The following is a 25,724-nucleotide window of genomic DNA, read 5'->3' as shown; positions in this document are numbered from 1 at the left end:
TTTAATTGTGCGTCAGAATACCAATAATGTAAAACACGATTAGAAATAGTACCGTTCCGATGATAAGCGATTTTATGATTCCTAGCACAAATTGTTTAATACTATATTCACCTTTTGGCAGACTTTTATAATATTCAACCAAGGCCGCGACTATTATAGAAGCAAAACAGATCTTGATCGCAGTACGTAATACTTTAAACATATACTCTCTCATTGGCACAACATAACCCGAATAAGCACCATTATTATTAAGACTTATGATGTCCGGGTGGTATATTATTGAAAATAAAAGGCCGAGAAGTAAACCGTATATTCCTGCTTTAACTAACTTTCTTTCCATGCGTTACCTCCGGTAAATGACTTCTGCGTTTTTCTTGTTTGTATTATTCAAATAAGCTTCACAACCATGCTAATAAAGTAAGCTGCAGGGATCAATATAAATTGTGCCAGCAACGTCCCAAGAAATCTGGAAACCATTAACAATATGTATATTCTGCCTAGCTGATCCCGGTATTGTTCGTTATTGATTGCTTTATCTGTAATTAGGCCTAACTGAGGATCAATAAAGATGGTTAACAGAATCGTTGCAATCCCATTGATGATCCCTGACGCTTGCGAAGCCGTTGTGCTGAACTGCGGTAATAAATGCGCGGCATACAGAGAGGATAATACTCCTACCGTATAAAATGCGGTTGCAAATATATTGAATGCAAGGAATCTCTTAGGGATGTCCAGATACCTGAAATAATGAAGTTTAAATGATGGCCGCTTTATATAATGTTTGGTTTTAATCAGTTGGCCGATGGTGACACCCGTTATTAATTTAGGAATGGAACCTGCAACTTCCAACCTTGAAATTATTCTTCCAAACACACTTATAAACGTTGGAAACAGAACGATGGCAAGCAATGTTCCCACAGATGAAGCCAATATAATGAATCTCAGATGGCTGATTAAATGAAACGATGGATCGACTTTTGCATGGTCAACAAATTTTGCCGTTAATGGAGCTTGGATGAGGTTTGCCGTTCTTGAAACCAGGACAATGATGCCTGTAAGTGATAAAGCAACAGCAATTTTGTTTAGCTTTACCCCGGCAAAACGTACGGAATAAGACAATGTTTCGGCAGTGTGGATGACCATCGTTAGAATAAATACGACAATTAGACTATAAGTCATATTAGCTAGCAAATTTATGAAATCTTAATTGGCGCATAGACATCAAAATCAAAACGATCAATCTCATCTGCCGGAATGAGAAACGGATTGGTTGGTTTAAGCCGATTCACCTCTAGGCTGAATGATCCCTCCGCCACATCTCTTTCACACCCATTGTCCTTAAACCATTCATTCAAATAGTTGTAAGCGGAATTCATCTCTTCACGTCCACCATTGACAGTAAGTTTGGCGTATTTTCTTGAAGGAATGATAAATCTCTCGACTTCAATTGGAACATATTCAAAAGAGTCCACCTCAACGCCGACCCAAAGTGTATGAACTCCCGTAGACCACTGCCATTCCGGAATAAAAACATAACCGTACTCTTTATTATATCTGGTCGGATAACCAATTAATAATTCCTGGATTTGCTTCCAGGCTTGTCTTACATCACGGCCGTTCTGATTTGATTTTAACACAATGGCTTTAACCTCAGGCTTTTCGATAATTGCGACGTTCATACAAACTACCTCCTGATTTTAATCGTCTTTTGTGTTTATTTATACAAAAATGAGCCTTAGGCAAATCCGTCCCCGCCTTCAGCTCACACCTACTTCTAACTATATCACACTATACAATTGTTGGTGATAATTCCAGTCGGATTTATGACGCTAAAATCACCAAGAAGGGGCGCTCAAGCCGAAAACACCCCATGGTGACGGCTCGCCCCTTATTCTGCTCCAAGTATTATCCCATGATCAACAAGACGAACTATTAACGCATAAAATAACCAACGTTCCCACTCATGGCGGGAACGTTGGAATGTTGTTGTTATTTGGCCAGCTGCGTTACCTTCTCTCCTTGCTGCTTCGACGAATCTGTCAGAGCCTCTTCGGATTCCAGTTCGGTGACTTTCAACTTGATACCGCGGCGGATATTACGGACCGTCCTGCTGAGAGACCACGTGTCCGGTGCCTCCAGATCCAGAGTGGAAACAAAGCTCATTGCATTCTGCTGCGGGATGCAGCTAACAACTGTACCCATGGGAATTTCGACTTCGGTGCTGACCTTAACATCAGGCTCAAGTAAACTGTCCAACCTTTCATGTCCAAAGTATCGATATTTCTTCCGGTTATCGGTAAATGGATCGTCCTCCAGATAGATACGGACATTGCAGCGGGATTTATCGGCATAGGTCAACAGCTTGTCCGGCATCTCCGATGTGCTGCCATGAAGAAGCGTTTCGGCCCATGCCTTTGTCAGGTCAAGACCAAAAACGTCATTAATTTGAGGAATAATATTCCAGCCACCGAAGCGGGCAGCGGTTTCAATAATGCCTACTTGCCTGTTTTTCATCAGTTTGATCTCCGTATGGGTCGGGCAAAATCGAAGACCGAGACTCTCATTCGCTTTGCGGCAAGCATCCACGATGATCGCTTGGGCTTCAGCATCCAACACGCTGGGCACGATATGCGCAGCTTCCGTAAACGACGAAAGCAAAGGAGTCTTGTCCGTAATCGCAATAGGGTAGTAACGACCGTCAATCATCATCCCCTCCACTGAGACGTAATCAGCAAAGTTGGGATTGTCGTACCAATCCTCATTGCAGCCTTCCATGTATTCTTCGACAAGAAACAGGCATTCTTCGTTGAACAACAGCAAGTCGCAGGTGTTTGCCCGAATACTCTGCTGTACCTCGCGGAACACTTCGACCGGGTCGCGACTACCGTCAAGCAGCGTCACGCCGATGGAGCAGGCCAAGTAGGTCGGCTTCAGTATCAGAGGATAACCAAGCTCCAGTACGGCGGCAGCCAAATCCTCTTCATCGTATATGGGGCGAAATGCCGGTGACGGTACGCCCGCATGACGGAACGCCTCCCGCATAGAAAACTTGCTCCTTGCCCTCTGGGCCGCACTGGCATCTGCAGAGCGAAAACCGAGCTCATCCGCCGCGCGTGCCGCGGAGAGTACCATATTTTCCGCACCGCCGAAGATGATGCCTTCCGCATCAAAAATCATTGCGGCTCTGATAATCGCTTCCACCATTTGGTCATCGGATAACGAATAAGGCTGAGCCCCGGTGAAAGTGACGCGATCAGGATGGTTATATCCGCCGGAAGCATAGGCCGTGCTTTCTTTCAGAACCCCGTGGGCATATCGGTTGATTGTTTCTAAATATGGTTTGGTTACGGCACTGGGACGAGGAATATAGACATAAACATTCGCCAGCTTCGATAATGATTCCAGTGACGGGGGAAATCCTCCCAGATCGCTAACAAGCAAAATATTTTTCAAACCGCTTCCTCTCCTCTTCGGTATGAAGTGAAGCAACGGGCTCTTAGGCCTTCATGGGTTCCAAGGGCCTCGCTTCAATTCGGAATAGCTCAATTGCCCAATGAATGGCCTGTTCGACCTTGGCTTCGCTCTCACCGCGGAACATATACCTGCCGCTGATATGGTAGTAGGAGCCGCTGCCGTCCATAATCTCACCAGGTTCTGGAATGCGTTCATGAAAAATTTCCGGGACGCGGTCTATGATGCTTGTCACACTGATCACTTCCGCCGGAACACACGGAGGCTCGGGGAACTGCAGCAGCCCGCCATGTATACCGGTTTGCGGGACATCCAATTCAGTGAAGGTGCCCAGCTCAATCTTAATCCATTCTTCACACAGGTTGACGCCATAAAGTTCCAATGTAAGGAAAGGGGTTTCGGCACCTCCCATGCGGGCTCCGATTTCCAGGAAGACGGCTTCGACACCTTCCCGATCGATTACTTCCAAGTGAAAGCAGCCGTCCCGCAGCTCTAGTGCCCGGAGAACGTCTTCGGTGAACAGCGTCATCCGGTTTTTTAATTCCGTCCGGTCCGTTATGATGAAAGAACCGTTTGGAAGACCTTGAGAGAAAGCCAAGCAGCCGTTCACATACTGCGACACCGTAATAAACTTCAATTGACCATGCCGGACTAATCCGTCAATATGAAAAATCGGTCCGTTAACGAATTCTTCACACTGGTAATTTGCAGTTTCGTTTGCCCTTTCAATGGCTGTGAGTGACTGAATCAGTTCCTCCCAGTTGGAGACACGCAGCACGCCTTTACTGGCTGCGCCAAGCTTTGGCTTCAAAATAAGTGGAAAACCGGCCTTCTCGGCAAAGGATATGGCATCCTCCACCGTTTCATAATCCAGAAAATTCGGTACCCGAAGCCCGTCTGATTGGAGACGTTCCTTCATAACGATTTTGTTCCGGTATAAGGCGATTTTCTGTTCCGATGTTCCAGGTATGCCGAATTTCGTTCGCAGTTTGGCCGCTTGAATTAAATCATATTCCGACATGGCGATAATATAATCGATGATGCCGTACGACTCTATTACTTCCTTCGCTGCATCTTCCAAAGCTGCATAGTCTTCCAAGTCGGGGAACTCGTATATCGCAGCCGCCTGATCCTTATACGCATTGATATCCTGATGCCCCCTGGCGTTGACGAAATAAACCACTCGATGCTCCGAATGATCGATCACTCGGTTGTAGTTGACGAAACCGCCGAGAATATAATCCCCGAAACGATGGATAACGACGATCACCTTATCTTGTGCCATCCTTTATACCTCCTGTGAACTCTTAATTAATTTTTGTTCTCAATTAGAGACGCTGGAACCGGGATCCATGCTGCTCGATCTTTGTTCCGCCCGGGCGCTATATAATATGGCGGCTACAACTAGTGCCATCCCCACTCCATGACCCAAACGGATCGGTTCCTCAAGGAGCCAATACGAAAACATTAGCGAAGAGACAGCGATGATTCCGGTGAACGCGGCGGATGTGCCTGTCGAAACAATGGAAACACCGTAATACCAGAGCATAAATCCGACTACGGTCACGATAATGGCCAGGTACACGACCCAGAGCCAGTCTGAAGAGGAAGGTTGTGAAAAGTCGAAAGTGACAGCTTCATAAGCAGCCAACGGCATAAACAGAACAAATCCCCACACGGAAACAAAAGTCGTGATCGCAAGCGGAGATAATTGTCTGGAGAGTCTTTTGCCGATCAGTGTAAACAACGATTCCCCGACCACAGCGCACATCAGAAGCGCATTACCGAGCCAAGGAAAACCTCCGCCGGATATACCCCCATCAGCAATAGCAGAGTCAAACAAGTGGATCGCTGCAATACCGAATACGGCCATGACCACCCCAAGCCACTGTCGAATCGAAATCCGTTCCTTGAAAAGTAAAAACGAAAGCAGTGAAATCACCAATGGACTTGTGCTCGTTATGATGCCGCCTTCTACGACGGTTGTCATTTGTAATCCGTACAGAACACAGACGTTAAAGAGAACGACACCTGTCAGCGACTGAAGAAAAAGCAGAATACATGCATTACGTTCGAGCTTGGGAAATCCTTCTTTCAAATACAGGAGCAGGAGAAGAAGCGCAGAAGCGATCCCGAATCGTAAGAACGAAGCGAGAAATACGGGAATTGCATTCGTTACCCACTTGCCTACGATAAGCGAACTTCCTACAAGGGTCATGGCGATTATCATGGCTGCGTACGCGTTCGTGTTTCGTATCAAGTGCTGTACTCCCCTCTTCTCCGACGCTGCTCCTGGCTATTCCTTAATGAATTGAAACACTTTCACCGCTTCCTTTTCCGATTAACCGACGGTTACTTTCTTGAAGAGCTTCATTCCGCCGCTTCAACCAACGGATTAACATGACCTGTGCAGCACCTGACAGAAGGAACAGTATACCGACCAGTGAGAACAAAACTTTTCCATCGTAAGCCGTGTACAGCAGACCGCCGATCACAGGACCGAAGGCAAGTGGCAATTGCAGGTGGAGCCCAAAGATTGAAAAATAAAAACCGCGCTTATCAGGTGGAGCAAGCTGAGAGACAGCTTTCTGCAAATGCGGCCCTACCAGCATTTCGCCGATAGAGAATATGAATTCAAAGAAAAACAAAAGGGCCACATAGTGAGAAAATCCATACCCGAATGATACCGCGGCGTACATCGCATAGGAAAGTCCTATAATCCGGTATGCCGCAAAATGCTCTGTCCGTTTAATCAACCATAACTGCAACGCGATGACAAAGACGCCGTTAAAGGTCATTAGAGAAGCCAGAAGATCTTCCGGCCTGGCAAAATGGTCCCCTAAATGAAACGGTAAAATGGAAATGACCAGAGCATAGATAAGCCCTAGAGGCATCGCCAATAGCGTCAACCCATACAATGCTTTATGCGCAAACCATCGGTGATATGTTGGATTATCCGGAATTGTCCCAGCATGCGATTGCACTTGCGCCAGCGATTCCGGCACCTTCCAGAGAACGAGCGTCAAATAAGCCAACAGCATAACCGAACCTGCCAAGAAAACGATGTTTGAGTTCCATTGGAACAGGAGTATTCCAATAACAGGACCGAACGCAGCGCCGACGTTGGATGCTGTATGCAGCAGAGCGAATACCTCTGCCTGCCGGTCGGAATGAACCACGTCTGAAACCATCGCGTTGGCCGCCGGGGTGAATAAGGCTGTACCGACGCCGAGCACTGCGGTGATGATGGCAAAGAGCCATACACTGTTCGCCATTGAATAAGCGCCAAGACTGAATACTTGGATTAGAAGCGCTGCAATCATGACGGGTTTACGTCCGAAGCGGTCGCTCAGACTTCCCGCGAATACCCCGGTAATCATACTCGCGAAGGGCTGAAGACCGATGACCATCATGGTGTATAGTATGGAACCTTCCAGCTTGTCAAACAGATACAGGGCGAGAAACGGCCGAATAATAAAGGTCGTCATCGCATTCAGCGCATTTCCTAATACACGGATCCAAATGGCAGTATCGTAACGGCGTAAGAACACCGTGAATCTGTTTGCGGTTACCATACGGGTGGATGCCCCCTTCCAGGCATGCGATTAAGAGACAAGCTCATAACGGTAACGCCGTCCCAATAGTTCGAGTGCCGTCAGGAGCGAAAGCTTTACTGTCTCTTCTTCCACGCCTGGGACCTGGCAGCCTAACAGCCATATATTGCGTGTCGCTTCCGTTACTTTCTGGGCTTCGCTATCCCGGTAACAAAACCGTGAAAGTGTTTTTTCCTCATCAGCCAGCACCAGCAGGCCCTCCGGCAGCAGTTCCGATTGAGACTCTCCAAGCCCCTGAAAAGGCTCCCCTCCCCGGGTAAAGGCAAGATGAATTCGCCCACGGACGCATTCCGCATCGAATACACCCAGCGGAATAAGGTGCCGAAGGGCCGCTACATTAACAGCGTCAACAATAGGATGAATGAGAGGGACTCGATCCAGCTCCTCCTTAATGAAGAACCTTTGGATCAAATTTTGAACGGATGGCGGATTTTTCTTCGGATTCAGCCCGATTCGGGTATAAAACGTATGGTATGCTGCGACAACCGGGGCTTCCGCAACGTCCGCTTTACTTTTTCCCCGCCAATCGGAGTGGATTTGCCGCCAATCCTCCGCATAGTCCGGATTCGAATCCGCTCCCTTCGGATTAAGCTGGAGACGGCAGCCATATACTTCAACTCCGTCAAGATGGGCTTGAACCTGCCCGATCATATCGATTCGACTGAACATGACTTTTCCTCCTGTAAGGTTGTAATAACTTATCAAACTGGCGGGCTTCCTGCTCAAACGACGATAAGCGTTCGTTCATCGAAGGAGGGCATTACGTCGCCGATTCGAATCACGCTTGGAGTATCAATTCCGGCAAACGCATTGCGAGTGTCGAGAACCGGCACGCTCGAGGAGGCAACCATCTGCAAATCGTAGCAGGAATGTGCCGTGAGCAGCACGATGCAGTCATAGGATGTGAGTGCTTTCTTGTCAATCGCACGCTCAATATGAACCAAATCTCCTGTTTCTGTGCGAATGTAGTCGCAGAACGGATCGTTGGCGGTCAGCATCGCCCCTTTCTCTTCTAGTAAATCATAGATTTCCAGGCTTGGCGATTCACGCCAATCATTTACATTCGGCTTATATGCCATGCCCAGCAGCAGAATCCGTGAGCCGTTGATACACTTGCCCTTGAGGTTCAATATATCTCCGATCTTCTGGACGATATACCGCGGCATGTTCCGGTTTAAATCTTGGGAAAGCTCGATGAACCGGCTAAAGAAGTTTTCGCCCTTCGCCTTCCAGGACAAATACATCGGGTCGAGCGGGATGCAGTGACCGCCGATTCCCGGTCCGGGGTAGAAGGGCATAAACCCGAATGGCTTCGTTGACGCGGCCTGAATGACTTCCCAGACACTTACGCCGAGCCTGTCGCACAATAGCGCAATTTCATTAACAAAGGCAATATTAATACTTCTGAAAGTATTTTCCAATAACTTCGACATTTCGGCCGCCCGGGTCGTAGACACTTTTACGGTTCGTTCAACGACGGCACCGTATAACAGTTCCCCGTACTTAAGACACTTCGGTGTCATGCCGCCGATCACCTTCGGTGTATTTCGAATCGTGTACGTTGTGTTACCCGGATCGACGCGTTCCGGTGAATAACATAGGTGGTAATCGACTCCTGCGTGCATGCCCTGCAGCGCGAGCTCACCTCCGATTAATTCCTCAGTCGTACCCGGGTATGTCGTACTTTCTAAAACAACCAGCGTATTGGGCTGTAGATACTTCTTCAATTCATCAACAACGGCCCGGATACAGGACAGATCGGGATCGTGATTTTTACTGAGCGGTGTCGGTACGCAGATACAAACGGCGTCCAGTTCTCTAATAACCGAAAAATCAGTCGTGGCGCGGAACAATCCTCTAGCCACAATATCCTGGATGCCATCGATTCCCGAAATATAACAAACCCCATTATTTAACGCGAGGACCTTTTCCTCGCTCAGGTCGATTCCCGTCACAGAAAAGTTCGCCCGGGCAAACTCGATGCCGAGCGGCAAGCCGACATATCCCATGCCGATAACGCCAATTCGGGCCTGTCGATTGTTGATTTTCATTTCGAGGTTCAAACGATTCCCTCCTCCATCCTCATTCACACTGATTTCATCCAAATGCGATTCCCATTTCAGCGGCCAATTCCAGGTCACCGGCAGCAAGTACTTCCGCGGTAGCAATCAGAATATTGTAATGATTGGGATAATGGCATTCGTCGAATCCAAGCACGGTCCCTATTGTTTTCCCGCCCACCTTAACCGCATCTCCCCGTTCGATAACGCCTCCGCAGCGCATCTCTGCAAATCCCAGAAAACCTACGCGGTCAATTCGATCTCCACTCTTTGCGTCATGATGGGTCGTTGTAACGATTTCGTGAATTTCCCCCTGTCTGACGCAGCGGGTTTCAAACTCAATCAATCGCATGCCCCGCTGTTCCTGTTTGTGAAATAGAAGCTTGACGAATACCCCTTCCACAAAACGTTTTTCGTTATGGTTCATGCTTTTATCGCTTCTGCCTGATAGGTCTCATACACAAGTCGAACGGCATCGAATCCGTCCTCGCCATGGCAACCTCCCGTCTTAATACGGGTGGTAAAGTCTTTTAAAATCTCTTCATACTCGTGATAGAGGGAAGATTTGAATGCCGTGAATCCCGCAAGCATATCCGCTTCAATCGTATGACCGTTCTTCAAATGAATGCGAATATCTTTTTTCTCGCCATGGAGGTAAGCCCAATCCAGATGAACGGATACCGGAATGCCGGAACCGGTCAACAGCTTTACGCGGGCTTCAATGTCCACATTGCGCTCGTTTCTTGTAATGTCGGCGGAGATGACACGCATTTTACCCAGAAAGAAAGCAAGCGTATCGAAGACATTGGGTCCGTTGTCTGCAACGCAGCCGCCGCCGCAGCGCTCGGGCTGCAAATACCAGCGGTCTTCTCCGGCGTGTTCTTCAATTTTTTCCAAGTAACCGGCCGAAACGGAATGGATATCTTCAATAGAATTCAACTGCTCCAGAGCATTCACGAAATGAACGTTGTAACGTCGGTGGAAGGCGGTAAACATCGTCCGTCCGGTAGTCCGGGATACGGAGACCAGCTCTTCCGCTTCCTGGAGAGTCAACGTCATCGGTTTTTCGCAGCAAACGTGCTTTCCTGCAAGCAAGGCGTCCCGGCAGATCTCGAAATGCTTATCGTTCGGCACATTGACGATGACCGCATCAATATCGTCACGCTTCAGAAGTTCCTTATAATCCTTAAAACCAGGAAGCCCGTCCTCCGTAAAAGGAACCATTCGTGCGTCGCTTAAATCGCATACTGCCGCAAGCACCGGGTTGTCCAGTCGCTGCTGAAGCGCATGGACGTAGAACTTCGAAATGACGCCTAAACCGATCATGCCCGCTCGTAATTTCATAACATCATTCACTTCCTCCCATTTCATAGAACGTAAGTCATGCCCATTCCATCACTAGGACAGGCGCAGGAACGTTCAATCGTTCCGCCAATTGTTCAAGCTGATTGAATACCGCTTGATCGAGCGCTACCGTATCACCGGTCCGCTGCTTAAGTGCTTCCGGGTAACCGGGGTACTGCACTTTGTTCGCCGAAGAATTTGGGGGACAATGGAGCAAGGTTTGCAGCATCCGGTCCATACCCGAGACGAATTCGCCGTAAGGGCGGAACGCTTCCACGTTGATCGCCAGAAAGAAGTGCCCGATGTTCTGGTCTTCCTGCGCGTATTGTACGCCACCCGGCTGCAGTACACGCGGGTCCGGCCCGACATTCGCACCGGATAGCATGCCGCAAAGAATATCAACCATGAGCGCAAGTCCATATCCCTTCGCTCCGCCCGTTTCATAAGAACCTCCAAGCATAAGCAGATGCCCTGTACCTTCATCATAGGCTTCGGGATCCGTTACGGCCTTTCCGTTATCGTCAATTAACCAACCTTCCGGAATCGATTCCCCTTTACGCTGAGCGGCACGGATTTTGCCTGTGGCAACGACGCTCGTACTCATATCAAGGACGAATGGTGGAAGTACACCGGCCGGTGAACTCATTGCTATGGGATTGGTGCCCAGCATGTTGACCGTTCCGTTCAAGGGCCGGGCAACGGTTTGGGACCCGAGGTTGGTCATCGCGATTCCGATCATCCCGGCCTGCAATGCTTGACTTGTATAATAGCCGGCGCTGCCAAAGTGGGATGATTGACGGACGACGACACACCCGATCCCGGTTCCGCGTGCTTTCGTAATCGCCATATCCATTGCCTCTGCACCGGCTGCCAAGCCAAGACCATGATCGGCATCAAGAACGGCAGTAGACGCCGTCTCAGCTTTAACGATAAATTCCGCAGCAGGGTTGATACGGCCGTCCTGAAGCCGGGCTACATAAAGCCGCTCCAAATTTATTACACCGTGCGTGTCAAATCCGTTCTCATCCGCGTAACAGAGCACATCGGCGGCGGTACGGCTGTTGTCTTCGCTGACACCGCAGGCGTTAAACACCTCGGCGACAAATCGGCGGAGATCCTCTCGCTTGACTTCATACGACTGATTCATCTCTTATTCCCGCTTCCTTTCCCTTCTGGTTTCGCCGATGGGCACCGTATCCAGTCAGAAGTGTCATGATGTCACCTGCATACCGTTCCAATTCCTGCAGCCTGATGAACTCTCCTTCGGCATGCGCCAAATTACCTCCGAGACTACCGGGGCCGTATACAATCGTATAGCTTCCTGGCCGCTGCGCCCACATCGCGTCACAGGTGAACGCCTGCTCGACATGATCATCCGGATTTCGAACCCACCCTATATGTTCAAGGAAGGCTTCCCATTCCGGATCGCGGTTGCCTAGCACGGGTAGTCCCTCCTTGACCCAGGTCAAGCTGCAAATTTCTGCTGCCGCCTCCGCTGTAAACCGGGCAGCTGCCGCTTCCCGGAATTCATCGCTAAACTTTCCGATCAACCGGATGAAGGCTTCATCCATCAAACTGCGAATTGTTCTTCCGGAATCGGTTGATCCATATGCAAAGTTCAAAAGCAGAGTACCGCTGCCGTATACTTTGTTATGCATATATCCGGTATGGATACCGGCAAGGCACATTTTGCCCCCGTCTTTTTCAATGGGACCCGACAGTTCCGCCAGCAGCCGCTCTGCCAGATAACCGAGGAGGAGGGTTGCATTATGACCTTGATGCGGAGCATCATCGGTCGCGTCCTGTCCATTAACCTCGATCCGTGCCGTCATGGAGGTGGTCGATCTATCAAAATAGATGCTCCCCGACGGCTCTGCAAAAATATTCAGACGGCCCAGCCACCCCTGCTCTGCCAACAGCTTGGTTCCGTAAACGCCCATGGCACCGCCTTCTTCCCCCGACACGCACTGGATCAGCACACTGAACTCGTCCAACCAAGACGGATCGTTACGTAGTGCCCCTTCTATGCCGGCCAGCAGTGCGACACCGGGTCCTTTCATGTCCGCGGCGCCGCGGCCCACAAACGTCTCCCCGTCATAGGATACCGGAAACGTACCGTCCACGGTGTCCATATGGAAATTGAACATTACAGTGTCATCAGACGGCCGCTCCGGTCCAAGCCGCAGTACCAGGTTCGGCTGGCATGCCCAGAAGTCCGACCCCATTCTGTCAGCACGTTCGTGCACGCTTAGCGGCACAACGGCGCCTTCCAGGTTATCCGGTATCGGCGGGGCGTGAAATACTACTTCGCAGTCGAGCCGCTCCGTCGCGAAGCGGGCGTAATTATCCTGTGCGTCAGCAATATCGGCAGGTCGACCCGTCTCCATTGGCGTGACCGTGTTTAATTGAAGCAAGCTCAACAGCAGATCGATGTGATCCGACGTAAAGAGGGTACGTTTCATCATAGGCTGCTCATCCTTTGCGCCGGTTCTCTACAGTCCTTTTCCGGGCGGGAATCTACGGTCATTTCTTCCAACAGGGTACCCAGATGACGCCCATAGTCGATATAAGAGTCAGTCAGGTTCTTCCTGTCACCGGCTTTTCTAAGATGCGGAATCAGGTGAAGGTGAGGTTCAATCGCCAATATACCCTTATAGTCGTGATCGAGCAGCCAACGCAGACATTCCCGGACTTTTGATTCCCCTTTACCGGGAAGTGTGTATACCGCTTCACCGTTCAGCAGCACACCATCCTTAACGTGGACGTGCGCCACATAAGGCCAAACCTGCTGCAAATATTCATACGTATCGTAGCGGTAAGCAATTCCGTTCCCCGTATCGAACAACAGGCGTAAGTTCGGGCTGTCGATCTCCTTCAACAGGTCAATCGCGCGTTCCGGCCGTGTTCCGGCCCAACCGGAGCAATTTTCGTGAAGCAGCACAATACCCGCTTCAGCAGCCGTTTCGGTCAACCGGTGAAATCGTTCGAGCACCCTGTCGCGCCACTCATTATCGGACAAACCATCGTTTGGATATGACATGATACGTACATATTTGGCTCCGAGCAGCTGCATTCGTTCGGCAACCCGCAACAATTCCTCAAGATCAAGTTGAAAGGAGCCGGTTATGGGCCGCTCCCAATTGCCGATTCGCGATGCAACGACGGTCACCAGCAACCCTGCTCTCACAACGGCGCGTCTAATCTTATGGAAAAATTCCGGCTCCCAATCGGCTATCGCTTGACCTTCTACAGAACGCAACTCGATTTCTTGCCACCCCAGTGACAGATGGGCTTGCAGCTGCGTCTCTAACAATGGCCCGGCCTCATCGCTCAAGCCGGACAGCATAACACCAAGCGGATCAGACATGAACGTTCACCTTCGCGTAAAAGGATGTCACCGCTTCGATTACCTGTTCCACATGATCATCCGGTATTTCCGCGTACAGCGGCAGCGCCAGCGCCTTCCGGGTAATCAGTTCCGCGTTCCGGAAATCGCCCTGTCGATGGCCTAAGTACGCAAATGCAGGCTGCAGCGGAAGCGCTAACGGATAATAGATCTGCGTCTCTACCCCCCGATCGGTGAGATATTGCCGCAATGCTTCCCGATTCTCCGCTTGTACGACGTAGGTGTAGTAAACCCGCTCGTCATGATGATCGGTCACGATCTTCATCATCGGGGCCAATCCGGCGAAAGCATCGTTGTACAGGGCAGCGATCCGACGCCGCTGAAGCAGCAGTTCATCGTAGCGCTTCAGCTTGTGCTGCAGGTAGGCCGCCACGATCTCGTCCATCCGATTGTTGTACCCCACATGGTGATGGAGGAACCGGGTAATACCGTCCTGTCCGTGATTGCGGAGCATTCTGCACATTCGGCCCAGTTCGTCATCATCCGTTACGATAATTCCTCCGTCCCCGATGCCGCCCAAAGGCTTGGCCGGAAAAAAGGAGTAAAGTCCTGCATGGCCCAGCATGCCGGCAGGTCTGCCGTTCTGGATGGCGCCAAGGGCAACCGCGCTATCTTCAAGCACAAGAAGCTGATGCCGCTTCGCAACTTGATTAATTGCCTCCATATCAGCCATGACGGAAAACAGATGGGTCGGGATAATAACCTTACTGGAAGGCGTCACCCGACTTTCCAGGTCCACCGGGTCCATCATCGCGTTATCCGGGTCTACATCCACGAACACAGGCCTTGCGCCAAGCAGCGCAATAGCGCTGGCTGTCGAAATAAATGAAAAGGCCGGCGTCAAGACATCAACTCCAGGTCCGACGCCCATCGCCCGCAGCAGAATCGACAACGCGGTTGTGCCGTTGGCCACGGCTACCGTATGCTTTGCTCCAATATAAGAACAAATCGATTGCTCGAATTCGGCTACCCGTTCTTTCAAAATAAAATGGTTTGACATTCCTACCCGATAAACGATCTCCTTGATCATCTTCCGGTCTTCCTCGAATCGGGCCTCATAATTAAAAAAGGGTACCTTCATCCTTCAGCCCCCGCTTTCATAAAACTGATGGATCCAGCGACACACTTCATCGACCTGATCCTCCGTCAAATCAGGGTACATCGGCAAGCCTATCGCCCGCTCTGCAGCCCGTTCGGCATGCGGCATATCTCCCGGCCGATATCCAAGATGGGCAAAGCAAGGCTGAGTATGTAAAGGATATGGGTAGTAGATTTCTGTTCCGATACCCTGACGCGTCAGATAAGCAGCCAAGTCGTCCCTTCGTTCCGCCTCGATTAGGTAGACATAGTAGACGGAATTGGCGGCGTCCGCCCTCTCCCTGATTGTAGGAGTGCGCACCTGGGACAGATCCGACAAGCCGCGGTCGTAACAAGCTGCCAAGTGAGCGCGGCGCGCGATCTCCTGCTGGAGGAAACCGAAACGGACGAGCAGTACAGCCGCTTGTATATCATCCATTCGGCTGTTATAACCGGCCATATGATGAATATATGGCGTATGTTCGTCCTGACCGTGAATTCGAAGACGACGCGCTTGGGCGGCAATATGGCCATCATTCGTCAGCACAAGACCCCCGTCACCGATGGCACCCAGCGTCTTGGTCGGGAAAAAGGAAATGACGCCGGCATCCCCGAGTAATCCGGCGTGTTTGCCTTCGCAAAACATGCTGATCGCCTCGGCGCTGTCCTCCAACACCATAAGACTGTGCCGGTCAGCAATCTCTCTAATGGCAGCCATATCCGCCAACTGGGTAAACAGATGGACGGGCATAATCGCCTTCGTCCGTTTCGTAATCTTTGCTTCAATATCAGTTGCGTTCAGGCTGTAAGTCACGGGATCAATGTCGCTAAATACAGGCCGCGCACCGACATGGTCGACGCATGAAGCCGTGGCAAAGAAGGAATAGCAAGGCACGATCACTTCGTCGCCCGGTCCGATTCCGGCAGCTCGAAGCATGATTATTAGGGCATCCGTCGCATTTCCCACTGCGATGCAATGCTTGGCGCCTGTGAATATCTCCAGAGCAGCTTCCAACTCTTTGACCGCCGGTCCGTTCGTAAACATGCCCTTATCTACGATTTGGTCCAACCTTTCGGCGATAAAGGGCCATTGCCGTTCGAATGACTTTGACCCGGAAAAGAAGGCAACATTCAACTCAATCACCTCATCTTAGCCATGTTCAATATATTGTGGACGCCAGTCGTCTCCTGTTTAGGTAACAGCAAGCCGCATTTTTCTTTAGCCTCGTAAATCGTGCTGACCACACGGTCATTGAAGTCCAGATCGCTGACCGGCTTCTTGGCGCGTCCATCAAAGAAACTGTAAAAGTCCGTAAATACGGCTGTTAGCGGATCGTCTTCAATAATTCGCTCGTCCAGCAGCCGGCCATCCACCGAATGAATTTGCAGCCAGGAATAGCTGTCGTCACTGCCCGATGGATAATAGCCGGTCACAAAATGACGGTCGAAATGCAGCCGGATACATCGTTTCCGGATCGGAGACGATAAATTTGAACTTAGTTGGGATGTAAGTCCGCCAGCGTGCATCAACGTCATACTTGCATATCCCATGCGGGGTATGACCCGATTCCCGATGCACATATCCGCAATTTCCGCATCAATGATCTCGGAATCCGTTCCTCCAAGCGCTAATGCCAGTGCAACCAAGTGCGGAATCTCTACATCAAAGGCATTGCCATGGCTCGGATTAGCCAGTGTACGTGATAAACGCGGCTTATTCTGTTCTGCCTCCAGGAAGCGAAGCGGCCCGTAATCACCCGTTTGGAGCAGCCCGGATAACGCAGTTGTCAGAACGCTGGACAACCAGTTGGCTACGACCAAAAGCTCGAACTGGTAGAGGTTTTGCAGCTCATGAATCGTCTGTAATTCGCGAAGGGAGGTCGTCAACGGTTTTTCCATCACGATCATGCGGTAGCCAAGCGCAGCTGCCTGGTGCAGCGTTTCACTGTGCAGCTCCGGCGGAGTACAGATGTGTACTACCGTGCTGGACGGATCGAAGCCGGCCACTTGATCCAATTGTGAGAACACCTGAAGATTCGGTTGTTCAATATTGGTTTCCGCTATCCTGGGGTCTACAACGCCGATGTAAGGGTGAAACAAATCGGAATAGCTTTCCGACTTCTGCGCTTTCTGTAAGCAGGGGTAGTGCAGTCCCCTGCCTGCTCTTCCAAATCCGATAATGAGTGATTGCAGCAATCAATGAACCTCCTCCGTGGTCCCTGTTAAATCAGTGACAGCGCTTTCTGCACATTTTTATACGAGTCATGTTCAGTATATTAATCCGTTCCTTAGACCCGGGTTTCCGACAAGCAAGTGGCTTGTTTAAGCTCGCGAATAAATCGGCGAACCTCCGATTCCAGCTTGTCCGGTGACGATTGCCGTATGACGTTGATCAGCGCGCTTCCTACGATGGCGCCGTCGGCGTACTGAATCACTTCTCTCACATGCTTTTCATTCGAAATTCCGAAGCCGACGGCAAGCGGTAGATTTGTAACGGTTCGAACCTGCTTAAGAAATGCCGGAAGTTCATCGGGCAGCGTATCCCGTTCACCTGTGACCCCGGTTACCGAAATACAGTAAAGGAAGCCTTTGCCCTGCTGCACGACAGCGGCGGCCCGCTCTTCGCTGGTCGTTGGGGCAAGAAAGAAAATAACATCCAATCCGTGCGGTTCAAATATATCCACCCATGATTTTGCCATGGTCGAAGGCAGGTCCGGAATAATTAACCCGTCTACACCAGCCGCATTTGCGTCGCACGCCAGCCTCTCCAGTCCGTACGCAAGGAATGAGTTGCAGTAGCCCATGAGCACGATCGGAAGATTTAAACCGGAATCTCGGAGCGACTTGACGGTAGTCAGACAGGTAGACAGCTTCGCTCCGCCCGCGACGGCAATTTGACTAGCTTCCTGAATAGTCGGTCCGTCGGCCAGCGGGTCCGAGTAGGGAACTCCAAGCTCGATAAGGTCTGCTCCGGATTCCGCTATTACCCGGATCAGTGCTTCCGACCGTTCTGCCGTCGGATATCCGACGGGAATGTAAGGGATTAGAGCGCCTTCCCCCTTCTCCTGTAATCGGGCAAACATTTGTTCAATCCGGCTAAAGCTCATACCGACACCTCCGATTGTTTCATCTTGTCCAGAGCAGCGATCGCTTGGTCCAAATCTTTGTCCCCCCGACCGGACAGATTCACCAATACCACCGCGTCTTTTGGCAGCGTCGGGGCAACCTTTAATGCATGGGCGACGGCATGCGAAGATTCAAGAGCAGGCAGAATGCCTTCTGTTCGGCATAAATACTCAAAAGCCTGCAGCGCATCCCGGTTGCTAATCGCGGTGTATTGTACACGTCCGCTGTCTTTCAAATAACTATGCTGCGGTCCGACGCCCGGGTAATCCAGTCCTGGTGCAATACTGTGAGTTTCCAGTATTTGTCCGTCTTCGTCCTGCAGCATATAGGTAAGGCTGCCTTGTACGATTCCAACGGTTCCTTTCACAAGCGGGGCGGCATGCTTGTCCGTATCCAGTCCGTCTCCGGCTGCCTGAACACCAATCAATTTGACATCCTCATCATTCAAGAACGCACTGAACATGCCGATCGCGTTGCTTCCGCCGCCAACGCAGGCAATGATACAGTCCGGCAGACGGCCTTCCGCTTCCATGATCTGGCTTCTCGCTTCTTCGCCGATAACCGACTGGAAGTCGCGGACCATATTCGGAAACGGATGCGGACCGACCGCCGAACCGAGCAGGTAATGCGTGTCGCCGACATTGGTAATCCAGTCACGGATCGCTTCGTTGATGGCGTCTTTAAGCGTTTTTTGACCGCTGTGAACGAGCCGCAAATCGGCTCCAAGGAGCTTCATACGCTGTACGTTTGGAGCTTGCCGCTGCGCATCCACCGCCCCCATGTAAACCACGCATTTCATTCCGAGCAGGCTGCAAGCCGTCGCCACGGCCACGCCGTGCTGCCCTGCTCCGGTTTCCGCAACAATCCGGCGTTTGCCCATCTTTTTCGCCAGGACTGCTTGTGCGAGAGCGTTGTTGATTTTGTGAGCACCCGTGTGGGTTAAGTCCTCGCGTTTCAGATACACCTTCGCGCCGCCCAGCTGCTCCGTCATACGATGAAGCGGCGTAACCGGTGTCGGTCTGCCTACAAATACTTTCAGCAGCTTAGAAATTTCCGCACGAAACATCGGATCGGCTTTGACTCGTATATATTCCTTGTTCAGCTCTTCCAAATTACGAATTAACGTTTCGGCTACGAAGGCACCGCCGTATTGACCGAAAAAACCATCCATTCCCGGTTCTCCTCTCCTAAACGTTTTTGTGCTCCAACACGTCCATTTCCAACTCGCCCAGCCCGGCGAACTCCCTGACTCGGCTGACAATCGAATCCGACTTTAGAAGCGCCTCTCCTACCAGCATGGCGTCAAACCCATTCTCCTGGGCCAGAAGCGCATCAGATCGTGATGAAAGACCGCTTTCACTTACAGTGACCGCCGAATCCGGAAGGACGGAACGAATTTCTTCAGAGCGCTTCAAATCAACATCAAACGTTTGCAGATCGCGGTTATTAATCCCGATGATCCGGGCACCGGATTCAACGGCACGAACCGCTTCATTGGCTGCAAAGCATTCAACCAATGCCTGCATGCCTAGGCTGTGAATGATTTCAATCATTTCTGAGAGCAAACTTGGTTGTTCGATACAGCGAACAATGAGCAATACTGCGTCCGCTCCTACAGACCTGGCTTCGTAAATTTGATAGGGATCGATAACGAATTCCTTGTACATGACCGGTAATCGGACAAACGGGTCGTTTGCCACTTTCTCCACCACATGCGCGCCACCGCCAAAAAATTTCTCGTCGGCTAATACCGATATCGCCCTGGCGCCATGCTCCGAATAAATTCGGGCCAGTTCAATCGCATCAAAGCCCGGGCGCAGTTCCCCCTTTGAAGGTGATTTACGTTTTATTTCGGCAATCAAGGATATACCCGGCATCGTTAGAGCATGATGAAAATCTCTTACCTGCCTGGCTCCTGATAGTTTCGCCATTAATTCTTCAAGGGGACAGTTTCTCTTCTTATTCTCGATTTCCAGTCTTTTGTTGGCGACTATTTCATTTAACATGAACATTCGCAGCTTCTCCTTTACGATCGTATTAATTCTTAATGACTAACGTCCCGCCTGTTGTCAGATAGGTAACGCTGTGATTCGTGCCGGTTTGTCATTACGGTACGGAGAACTTACTTTTATAGTAACCAAATACTAAAAATAAAAAAATACCCAAAATTGGGTATTTAAGAGGTTATAAGCTTTATGGTAAACTCACCTTTGTGGCACACCTTTGTTTTTTTATAGATTTTTTTAATATGCGTCCGGACTGTCAGTTCCGATATCCCCATCATCATGGCAATCTCGGGCACACATTTGTTGCAGAACCATTCATAAGCGACTTGCATCTCTCGATAGGTAAGCTGATATTGTTCAAATTGCTTAAAAATGCTCTCTCGGATTTGATCCGGGGTTCTTCGTGATAAGGCTTTTTCAATATTGCGCACAATTTGCTCGATTAACGGGATGCAGAATGTAACTTCTTCGTCGCGGCTGAACAATAAAACGAGGTAACCTATTTCCCGTTCGTCCACATGAATTGGTGCACAAATACAGGAACACGTCTTGAAAACCTCATTGGTATGCTCCGATCCGGAAACAATCGATAATTTTCCGGTGTGCATGGCGAGTGATACAGCGTTTTGGCCCAAATGCTCAAGCGTAAAGGATGTCCCTATTCCGATGTGGTGTTGTTCCAAAACTTGCACAATTTCCATAAATCCGTTCATCAGTAAGGCGACCCCTCGGACATTCGTATATATAAACAGATGGGGTTTCACAATCTGAATGAGCGAAATCTCTTTTTTCACGAGAGATATAGAGAACTGCTCTTCCAATGAGAATGTCGATTGTTCAAACGATTCCGCACGTACTGGTTCATGCAATTTTGACTTACTAAGTTGTTTATCAAACCGGGCTGCAAGCTTCATATCGTCTATTGTAGACCAATATTTGCTTCGTATCACAGTACTTGTAAACAAATTTAGCGATTCTTCCATAATTTCCTCCTTATCAAAAAAGGATTCGAATTTAGTTACGCTTATGTTCAGTGCTCACCCCTTCCCCATACAGTATATCAGGTAACTATTAACCTTAATGAAGAAATACGATAAGAAAAAGTAAAAAAATAGGATACGATTAAAAACCTCCTTCAACGTAAAGAATGGTCTAGCAGATGGTTATTTTAGAAGGTTTCAAGCAAACCGGCGTGGAATGCGAAAAGATTAACGATGAAATGGCGAAGGTTTACGAAGAATTGAAATCATTAGGCATTAAATGCAAACGAAGCCCGGTTCGTCCTCCCCGTTGAAACATTTTATTGACGGATAACCGGCTGCCGCATTAGATCACCGCCCGAAACAGCAAGATGCCGGAGCTCCCGCTCCAGCACCTCAGTTAACTATTTCCGCTGCGGGAAGCGTGAAAGCGAATGTCACGCCTCCCCTCTCGTTCCTGGCTTCGTACCGGCTGCCATGCAGCTCGAGAATTTGCTTCACAATGGCGAGTCCGATACCGGTACCGCCGCTTTCCCGGGTACGCGCTTTGTCTACACGGTAAAATTGGCCCCAGATGCGCGGGATCTCCACCTGCGGAATGGGCTCTCCCTCATTATGGACGGAGAAGAGCCATCCTCCGGCCTCCCGGATCGTCGATAACGTGATCGTTCCCCCTTCCGGGGCATGCCGTACGGCGTTGGTCACCAGATTGGTCAGTACTTGGCCGATCCGGAACCGGTCGGCCGCCACTTCGACGTTTCCATTCTCTTCTTCCGGAATGGACAATTCCACTCGGACGTGTCTTCCCGCTCCAAGAGCTTCCGCACGCTCAGCCGATTCCCTCAGCAGCTCCGCCGCATCGAATGGCTCCAGGTTCAGCCGGTATTGTCCGGCTTCAAGATGGGACAGGTCGAGCATATCACCGACAATGGCGGACATGCGACGCGTCTCGTCCAGGATAACCTCCGCGTACCTCTCCCGCTTGGCTCCGGCACCGATGTTGTCCTGCAAGCCTTCCGCATACCCTCCGATCAGGCTTAGCGGCGTTTTGAGCTCATGCGACACCCCGGCCACAAAATCGCGACGCATCCGCTCAAGCGCTTTTCCCCTCTCGATATCCTCCCTCAGCTTGTCGTTTGCTTCGTGGAGCTCCGCCAGCGCCCCCTGCAGGTTATCCGCCAGAAAATCGAAGGTCTGCGCCAGCTTGCCGATCTCGTCCTTGCGGCGCCAACGGATGCGGACGGAAAAGTCCAGCGATGCCAATCTGCCGGCAAGTTCGTTCAAGGATCGGAGAGGTCTGGTAAGAATACCGGCATAAAGGAATGCGAGAACGGGCACCAGAACGAGCGCGATTCCAAACGCATACCAGGAAAAATCACGGATGACGCTCGCTGCGCCTATAACCGGCTGCAGTGAGGAAATGGCAAACAATAAGGTTCCGTTTCGGTTCCCGTCGGATTTGACCGGAGAGACGACGATAAGTTGATCGCCACCGAAATTAACCGAACCGATCCCATGAGAACGATACACAAGTGTCTTGCCCTGCTTCATTACCAGGTCAACCGCCTGCCCATCCTGGTGCCATTCCGCAAGTGCCAACATAAACTTGCCTTCTTCGTCTGAGCCGGGTTGCACCAACCGCGGCAATTCTAAATAGTCGGAGATATTATTCTGCTTGCTCATTAAGCCTCTCTGGACAAGTATTCTACCGTTGTCCAGCTTCAACAGCGAAATCATCGCATAAAAGTCATTTTCAAATTCATAGAAGTAAGGAGGGAACCCTCCCTCGGTTGAGGAGTGCCATCCTTCCCTCGCATATTTATCCCGAATAAGATTGATTTGCGACGTAATATCCTTGATTTGCCGACGCTCATAGAACGAGGTGAAACTCCCTGCAAGCACCGACAAAAGTCCCCCGAGAAAGAGCATAATAACGAGAAAGGTGATGGCGAAGAGCCGGAATGCGACCGAATGTCTCCATGGGGTCACGGCATCACCTTCATCCGGTACCCGTTCCCCCTCAAGGTAACGATCCACCCGGCACGGTCACCAAGTTTTTGCCGAAGACGTTTCACATGAGTATCGACCGTCCGGATATCTCCCTCATAATCATAACCCCAAACGGCGTCAAGCAGCATATCGCGGCTGAGTACGCGATTGCGATTGCGGATGAAATGGAGCAGCAAATCGAATTCTTTCGGAGAGAGGACTAGAGGAGAGCCTCCGAGCTCCGCTTCCCTCGCCGTCACATTCAACATCAGCTCCTCCAATTCCATCCGTTCTCCGTCATTGCCGCTGGACAGCGCCTTTCTCACCGTCTCCGACCGTTTCAGCAAAGCCTTCACTTTCGCCGCGAGTACTTTGGGGCTAAACGGCTTCGTCATGTAATCGTCGGCGCCAAGATCATATCCGAGCAGTTCATCGTCTTCTTCGGATTTAGCCGTCAGAAATATGATCGGTACATCCGATTTGGCCCGGATCGCTTCGCACACGTCATAGCCGTCCAGACCCGGCATCAAAATATCGAGAATTACAAGCTGTGGCGTATGCTGCAGGAAACTTTCCAAGGCGATGTCACCCCGATCGCATTCACACCAGTCCAGGCCCTCTTCCTCCAAATAATCGGCGATTAATTCGCGGATACGCCATTCGTCCTCGACAATCAACACCTTCGGTTTCACACGGATCCGTCCTTTCAGGTTGCCGTTCCAATGTTATCATCCTTATTTTAGGCGAATCACTGCCTCCTTGTCACGCTGTGATCTGTCACACTCATGTCACACAGTACGGATATGATGGGGGACATGATGACGACTGAACGCGAAGCAATTCGCTGGAAAGGAGGGGATTTATCTGTTACGTATTAGGCGGCAATACCTGCGGGATGCTCCGTTCACGCTGCTGTTCCTGGCACCGAGCCTCGCCGGTTTTCTTTTGTTTTTCATTATCCCGTTTGGGGCCGTTGTCTATTACTCGCTCATCGACAACCCGGTAAACGGTAATTTTCTTGGCCTCAATAATTACCAAGCATTATGGGCCAGCGGTTCGTTCCGCAAAGCGTTCGTCAATTCCCTGGTGTTTGCAGGCGTCAGTGTTCCTCTGCTCTTCGCGGTATCTCTGGGACTTGCTTTGCTTCTCAAAGGGGAGATACCTTTTCGCGGGCCGCTGCGGACGATGTTCCTGCTTCCGTTGGTTGTACCTGTCGCTTCCGTAATTCTGGTATGGCAGACGTTGTTTCAATGGAACGGAGCGATCAACGGTGTTTTCTTGAAATGGGGGCTGATTCCCGTCGATTGGATGAACACAAGCTGGGCATTTGCCGTCATGCTGGCCGCATTCCTTTGGAAAAACGCCGGTTATAACCTGATCATTTTCCTTGCCGGCTTGTCTAACATCCCGACGGAACAATACGAATCGGCGTCCATAGACGGTGCGGGAAACTTTCGTACGTTCCTGCACATTACATGGCCGGGACTCGCACCGACTTCCTTTTTCGTCATCGTCATCAGCATCGTCCAATCGTTCAAGGTATTCCGGGAAGCTTATTTGGTGGCCGGCGCCTACCCGCACGACTCCATTTATACGCTGCAGCATTTCATGAACAACATGTTCCAGTCGCTGGACTATCCAAAGCTGACTGCTGCTGCCGTCTTGCTGTCGCTCGTGATCGGTGTTACGGTGTACTTCCTTTTCCGGGCGGAAAGACGATCAAGGGAGGCGCTCGATCAATGACAACTGCCCTGCGTAATACCCTGATCTCCATGAAGCTGGCGTTCCTTGTTCTGATCGCGCTAGCAATCTTGTTTCCCGTTGTACTGACGGTCAGCAACTCGTTCATGTCCGAGGACGAAATCGGCCGCCATTATGATTCTTTGGGCGGCTCGGATTCCACAGATGCCCGCAAGAATACAGCCATCCGCCTCATTCCGGAAAGCGTCACGCTCTCCCAATTCGGCGAACTGCTGCTTAAGCGGCCGAAATTCCTGCTGCACTTCTGGAATTCAGTTAAGCTGACGCTCCCCATTATTGTCGGTCAGGCGATTATTGGCACGTTAGCCGGATTTGCGTTCGCAAAATTGGCTTTCCCGGGCAGAGACAAGCTCTTCTTTATATATTTGCTCACAATGCTCATGCCGTTTCAGGTTACGCTCGTACCCAATTACCTGGTGGCGGATAAGCTTGGTCTCTTAAACAGTTATGGTGCAATTGTACTGCCCGGTATCTTTGCTTCGTTCGGAGTGTTCCTGATGCGGCAGTTTATGTCAGGCATTCCGGACGCTTATATGGAAGCAGTGAAAATCGACGGCGCAGGTGGGCTGCGGGCATTTATTCATATTGCGCTGCCGCTCGCCAAACCGGGCATCGCCGCGCTTATCCTCTTATCATTTGTCGATAACTGGAACATGGTCGAGCAGCCGATCTTGTTTCTGACCGAGCCAATTCGCCAGCCCTTGTCCGTCTACTTGACGAATATCGCTGAAGGAGCGCGGGGGGTTGCATTCGCCGCATCTGTCCTGTACATGACGCCGATGGTGCTTATATTCCTCTACGGCGAAGAGCATCTCGTCGAAGGCATTCAAATGTCGGGAATCAAAGGATAACCCTAAAGCGCAAGCTTCCGAAGTTGGATCGTTTGCTCT

General features: G+C 50.4%; 25 protein-coding genes. 2 read left to right on the top strand and 23 right to left on the bottom strand.

What is annotated here, in order from left to right; all coding sequences use genetic code 11:
- Position 1 precedes the first annotated feature (1 nt).
- The 23 genes from KZ483_RS11610 to KZ483_RS11500 form a co-directional block, all read right to left on the bottom strand.
- The gene (locus tag KZ483_RS11610) at positions 2-340 is read right to left on the bottom strand and encodes a hypothetical protein (protein ID WP_220352793.1); all 339 of its coding nucleotides are present in this window, start codon (positions 338-340) and stop codon (positions 2-4) included.
- Positions 341-387: 47 nt separating this feature from the next.
- Positions 388-1,179: a lipid II flippase Amj family protein gene (locus KZ483_RS11605; RefSeq protein ID WP_220353398.1), complete on the bottom strand. Its 792-nt coding sequence runs from the start codon at positions 1,177-1,179 to the stop codon at positions 388-390.
- A 14-nt stretch (positions 1,180-1,193) separates the two neighbouring features.
- A complete protein-coding gene (locus KZ483_RS11600) occupies positions 1,194-1,679 on the bottom strand; it encodes a GyrI-like domain-containing protein (protein WP_220352792.1) in 486 nt (161 codons plus the stop codon).
- A gap of 310 nt (positions 1,680-1,989) precedes the next feature.
- A complete protein-coding gene (locus KZ483_RS11595) occupies positions 1,990-3,453 on the bottom strand; it encodes an ATP-grasp domain-containing protein (protein ID WP_220352791.1) in 1,464 nt (487 codons plus the stop codon).
- Positions 3,454-3,496: 43 nt separating this feature from the next.
- Entirely contained in the window at positions 3,497-4,756 is a 1,260-nt protein-coding gene (locus KZ483_RS11590; RefSeq protein WP_220352790.1) for an ATP-grasp domain-containing protein, read from the bottom strand.
- Between the two features lie 39 nt (positions 4,757-4,795).
- Positions 4,796-5,731 (bottom strand): DMT family transporter, encoded by a 936-nt coding sequence (locus tag KZ483_RS11585; RefSeq protein ID WP_220352789.1) that lies wholly within the window; start codon positions 5,729-5,731, stop codon positions 4,796-4,798.
- Between the two features lie 43 nt (positions 5,732-5,774).
- Positions 5,775-7,046 (bottom strand): MDR family MFS transporter, encoded by a 1,272-nt coding sequence (locus KZ483_RS11580; protein ID WP_220352788.1) that lies wholly within the window; start codon positions 7,044-7,046, stop codon positions 5,775-5,777.
- Between the two features lie 30 nt (positions 7,047-7,076).
- Positions 7,077-7,754 (bottom strand): B3/B4 domain-containing protein, encoded by a 678-nt coding sequence (locus KZ483_RS11575; protein ID WP_220352787.1) that lies wholly within the window; start codon positions 7,752-7,754, stop codon positions 7,077-7,079.
- 53 nt (positions 7,755-7,807) lie between these two features.
- Positions 7,808-9,136 carry a nucleotide sugar dehydrogenase gene (locus KZ483_RS11570; RefSeq protein WP_220353397.1) on the bottom strand — a complete coding sequence of 443 codons (1,329 nt, stop codon included), beginning with the start codon at positions 9,134-9,136 and terminating at the stop codon, positions 7,808-7,810.
- Positions 9,137-9,182: 46 nt separating this feature from the next.
- Positions 9,183-9,572, bottom strand: coding sequence for a DUF6917 domain-containing protein (locus KZ483_RS11565; RefSeq protein ID WP_220352786.1), 390 nt, complete (start codon positions 9,570-9,572; stop codon positions 9,183-9,185).
- Entirely contained in the window at positions 9,569-10,489 is a 921-nt protein-coding gene (locus KZ483_RS11560; RefSeq protein WP_220352785.1) for a Gfo/Idh/MocA family protein, read from the bottom strand. The genes KZ483_RS11565 and KZ483_RS11560 overlap by 4 nt, the downstream gene beginning before the upstream one ends.
- 37 nt (positions 10,490-10,526) lie before the next feature.
- Positions 10,527-11,636: an Ldh family oxidoreductase gene (locus tag KZ483_RS11555; RefSeq protein ID WP_220352784.1), complete on the bottom strand. Its 1,110-nt coding sequence runs from the start codon at positions 11,634-11,636 to the stop codon at positions 10,527-10,529.
- Positions 11,620-12,954, bottom strand: coding sequence for a M20/M25/M40 family metallo-hydrolase (locus KZ483_RS11550; protein WP_220352783.1), 1,335 nt, complete (start codon positions 12,952-12,954; stop codon positions 11,620-11,622). The genes KZ483_RS11555 and KZ483_RS11550 overlap by 17 nt, the downstream gene beginning before the upstream one ends.
- Positions 12,951-13,856, bottom strand: a complete 906-nt coding sequence (locus KZ483_RS11545; protein ID WP_220352782.1) for a sugar phosphate isomerase/epimerase family protein — start codon at positions 13,854-13,856, stop codon at positions 12,951-12,953. Before KZ483_RS11545 ends, KZ483_RS11550 begins: the two co-directional genes overlap by 4 nt.
- Complete coding sequence (locus tag KZ483_RS11540; protein ID WP_220352781.1) at positions 13,849-14,976, bottom strand: DegT/DnrJ/EryC1/StrS family aminotransferase; 1,128 nt, start codon at positions 14,974-14,976, stop codon at positions 13,849-13,851. The genes KZ483_RS11545 and KZ483_RS11540 overlap by 8 nt, the downstream gene beginning before the upstream one ends.
- Positions 14,977-14,979: 3 nt before the next feature.
- Complete coding sequence (locus KZ483_RS11535) at positions 14,980-16,041, bottom strand: DegT/DnrJ/EryC1/StrS family aminotransferase (protein WP_258881660.1); 1,062 nt, start codon at positions 16,039-16,041, stop codon at positions 14,980-14,982.
- Between the two features lie 71 nt (positions 16,042-16,112).
- Complete coding sequence (locus tag KZ483_RS11530) at positions 16,113-17,168, bottom strand: Gfo/Idh/MocA family oxidoreductase (protein WP_220352779.1); 1,056 nt, start codon at positions 17,166-17,168, stop codon at positions 16,113-16,115.
- A 92-nt stretch (positions 17,169-17,260) separates the two neighbouring features.
- A complete protein-coding gene (gene trpA / locus KZ483_RS11525) occupies positions 17,261-18,079 on the bottom strand; it encodes a tryptophan synthase subunit alpha (protein ID WP_220352778.1) in 819 nt (272 codons plus the stop codon).
- Positions 18,076-19,269: a tryptophan synthase subunit beta gene (gene trpB, locus KZ483_RS11520; protein ID WP_220352777.1), complete on the bottom strand. Its 1,194-nt coding sequence runs from the start codon at positions 19,267-19,269 to the stop codon at positions 18,076-18,078. The genes trpA and trpB overlap by 4 nt, the downstream gene beginning before the upstream one ends.
- Before the next feature lie 16 nt (positions 19,270-19,285).
- On the bottom strand, positions 19,286-20,110 hold the full coding sequence (gene trpC / locus KZ483_RS11515) for an indole-3-glycerol phosphate synthase TrpC (RefSeq protein ID WP_220352776.1): 825 nt from the start codon (positions 20,108-20,110) through the stop codon (positions 19,286-19,288).
- 164 nt (positions 20,111-20,274) lie between these two features.
- The gene (locus KZ483_RS11510) at positions 20,275-21,087 is read right to left on the bottom strand and encodes a helix-turn-helix transcriptional regulator (protein WP_220352775.1); all 813 of its coding nucleotides are present in this window, start codon (positions 21,085-21,087) and stop codon (positions 20,275-20,277) included.
- Positions 21,088-21,480: 393 nt separating this feature from the next.
- Complete coding sequence (locus KZ483_RS11505; RefSeq protein WP_220352774.1) at positions 21,481-23,121, bottom strand: sensor histidine kinase; 1,641 nt, start codon at positions 23,119-23,121, stop codon at positions 21,481-21,483.
- On the bottom strand, positions 23,070-23,765 hold the full coding sequence (locus KZ483_RS11500) for a response regulator transcription factor (RefSeq protein ID WP_220352773.1): 696 nt from the start codon (positions 23,763-23,765) through the stop codon (positions 23,070-23,072). The genes KZ483_RS11505 and KZ483_RS11500 overlap by 52 nt, the downstream gene beginning before the upstream one ends.
- Before the next feature lie 253 nt (positions 23,766-24,018).
- On the opposite strand from KZ483_RS11500, the gene KZ483_RS11495 reads away from it, so the two are divergent.
- Together KZ483_RS11495 and KZ483_RS11490 are read left to right on the top strand one after the other, a co-directional pair.
- Positions 24,019-24,816: a carbohydrate ABC transporter permease gene (locus KZ483_RS11495; protein ID WP_258881659.1), complete on the top strand. Its 798-nt coding sequence runs from the start codon at positions 24,019-24,021 to the stop codon at positions 24,814-24,816.
- Positions 24,813-25,685, top strand: a complete 873-nt coding sequence (locus tag KZ483_RS11490) for a carbohydrate ABC transporter permease (protein WP_258881658.1) — start codon at positions 24,813-24,815, stop codon at positions 25,683-25,685. Before KZ483_RS11495 ends, KZ483_RS11490 begins: the two co-directional genes overlap by 4 nt.
- The last annotated feature ends 39 nt before the right edge of the window (positions 25,686-25,724 follow it).

This window comes from Paenibacillus sp. sptzw28 (genome assembly GCF_019550795.1).
Taxonomy (GTDB): domain Bacteria; phylum Bacillota; class Bacilli; order Paenibacillales; family Paenibacillaceae; genus Paenibacillus_Z.
Note: the sequence above shows the minus strand (reverse complement) of the source record. Positions and strands in the feature narration are given on the sequence as shown.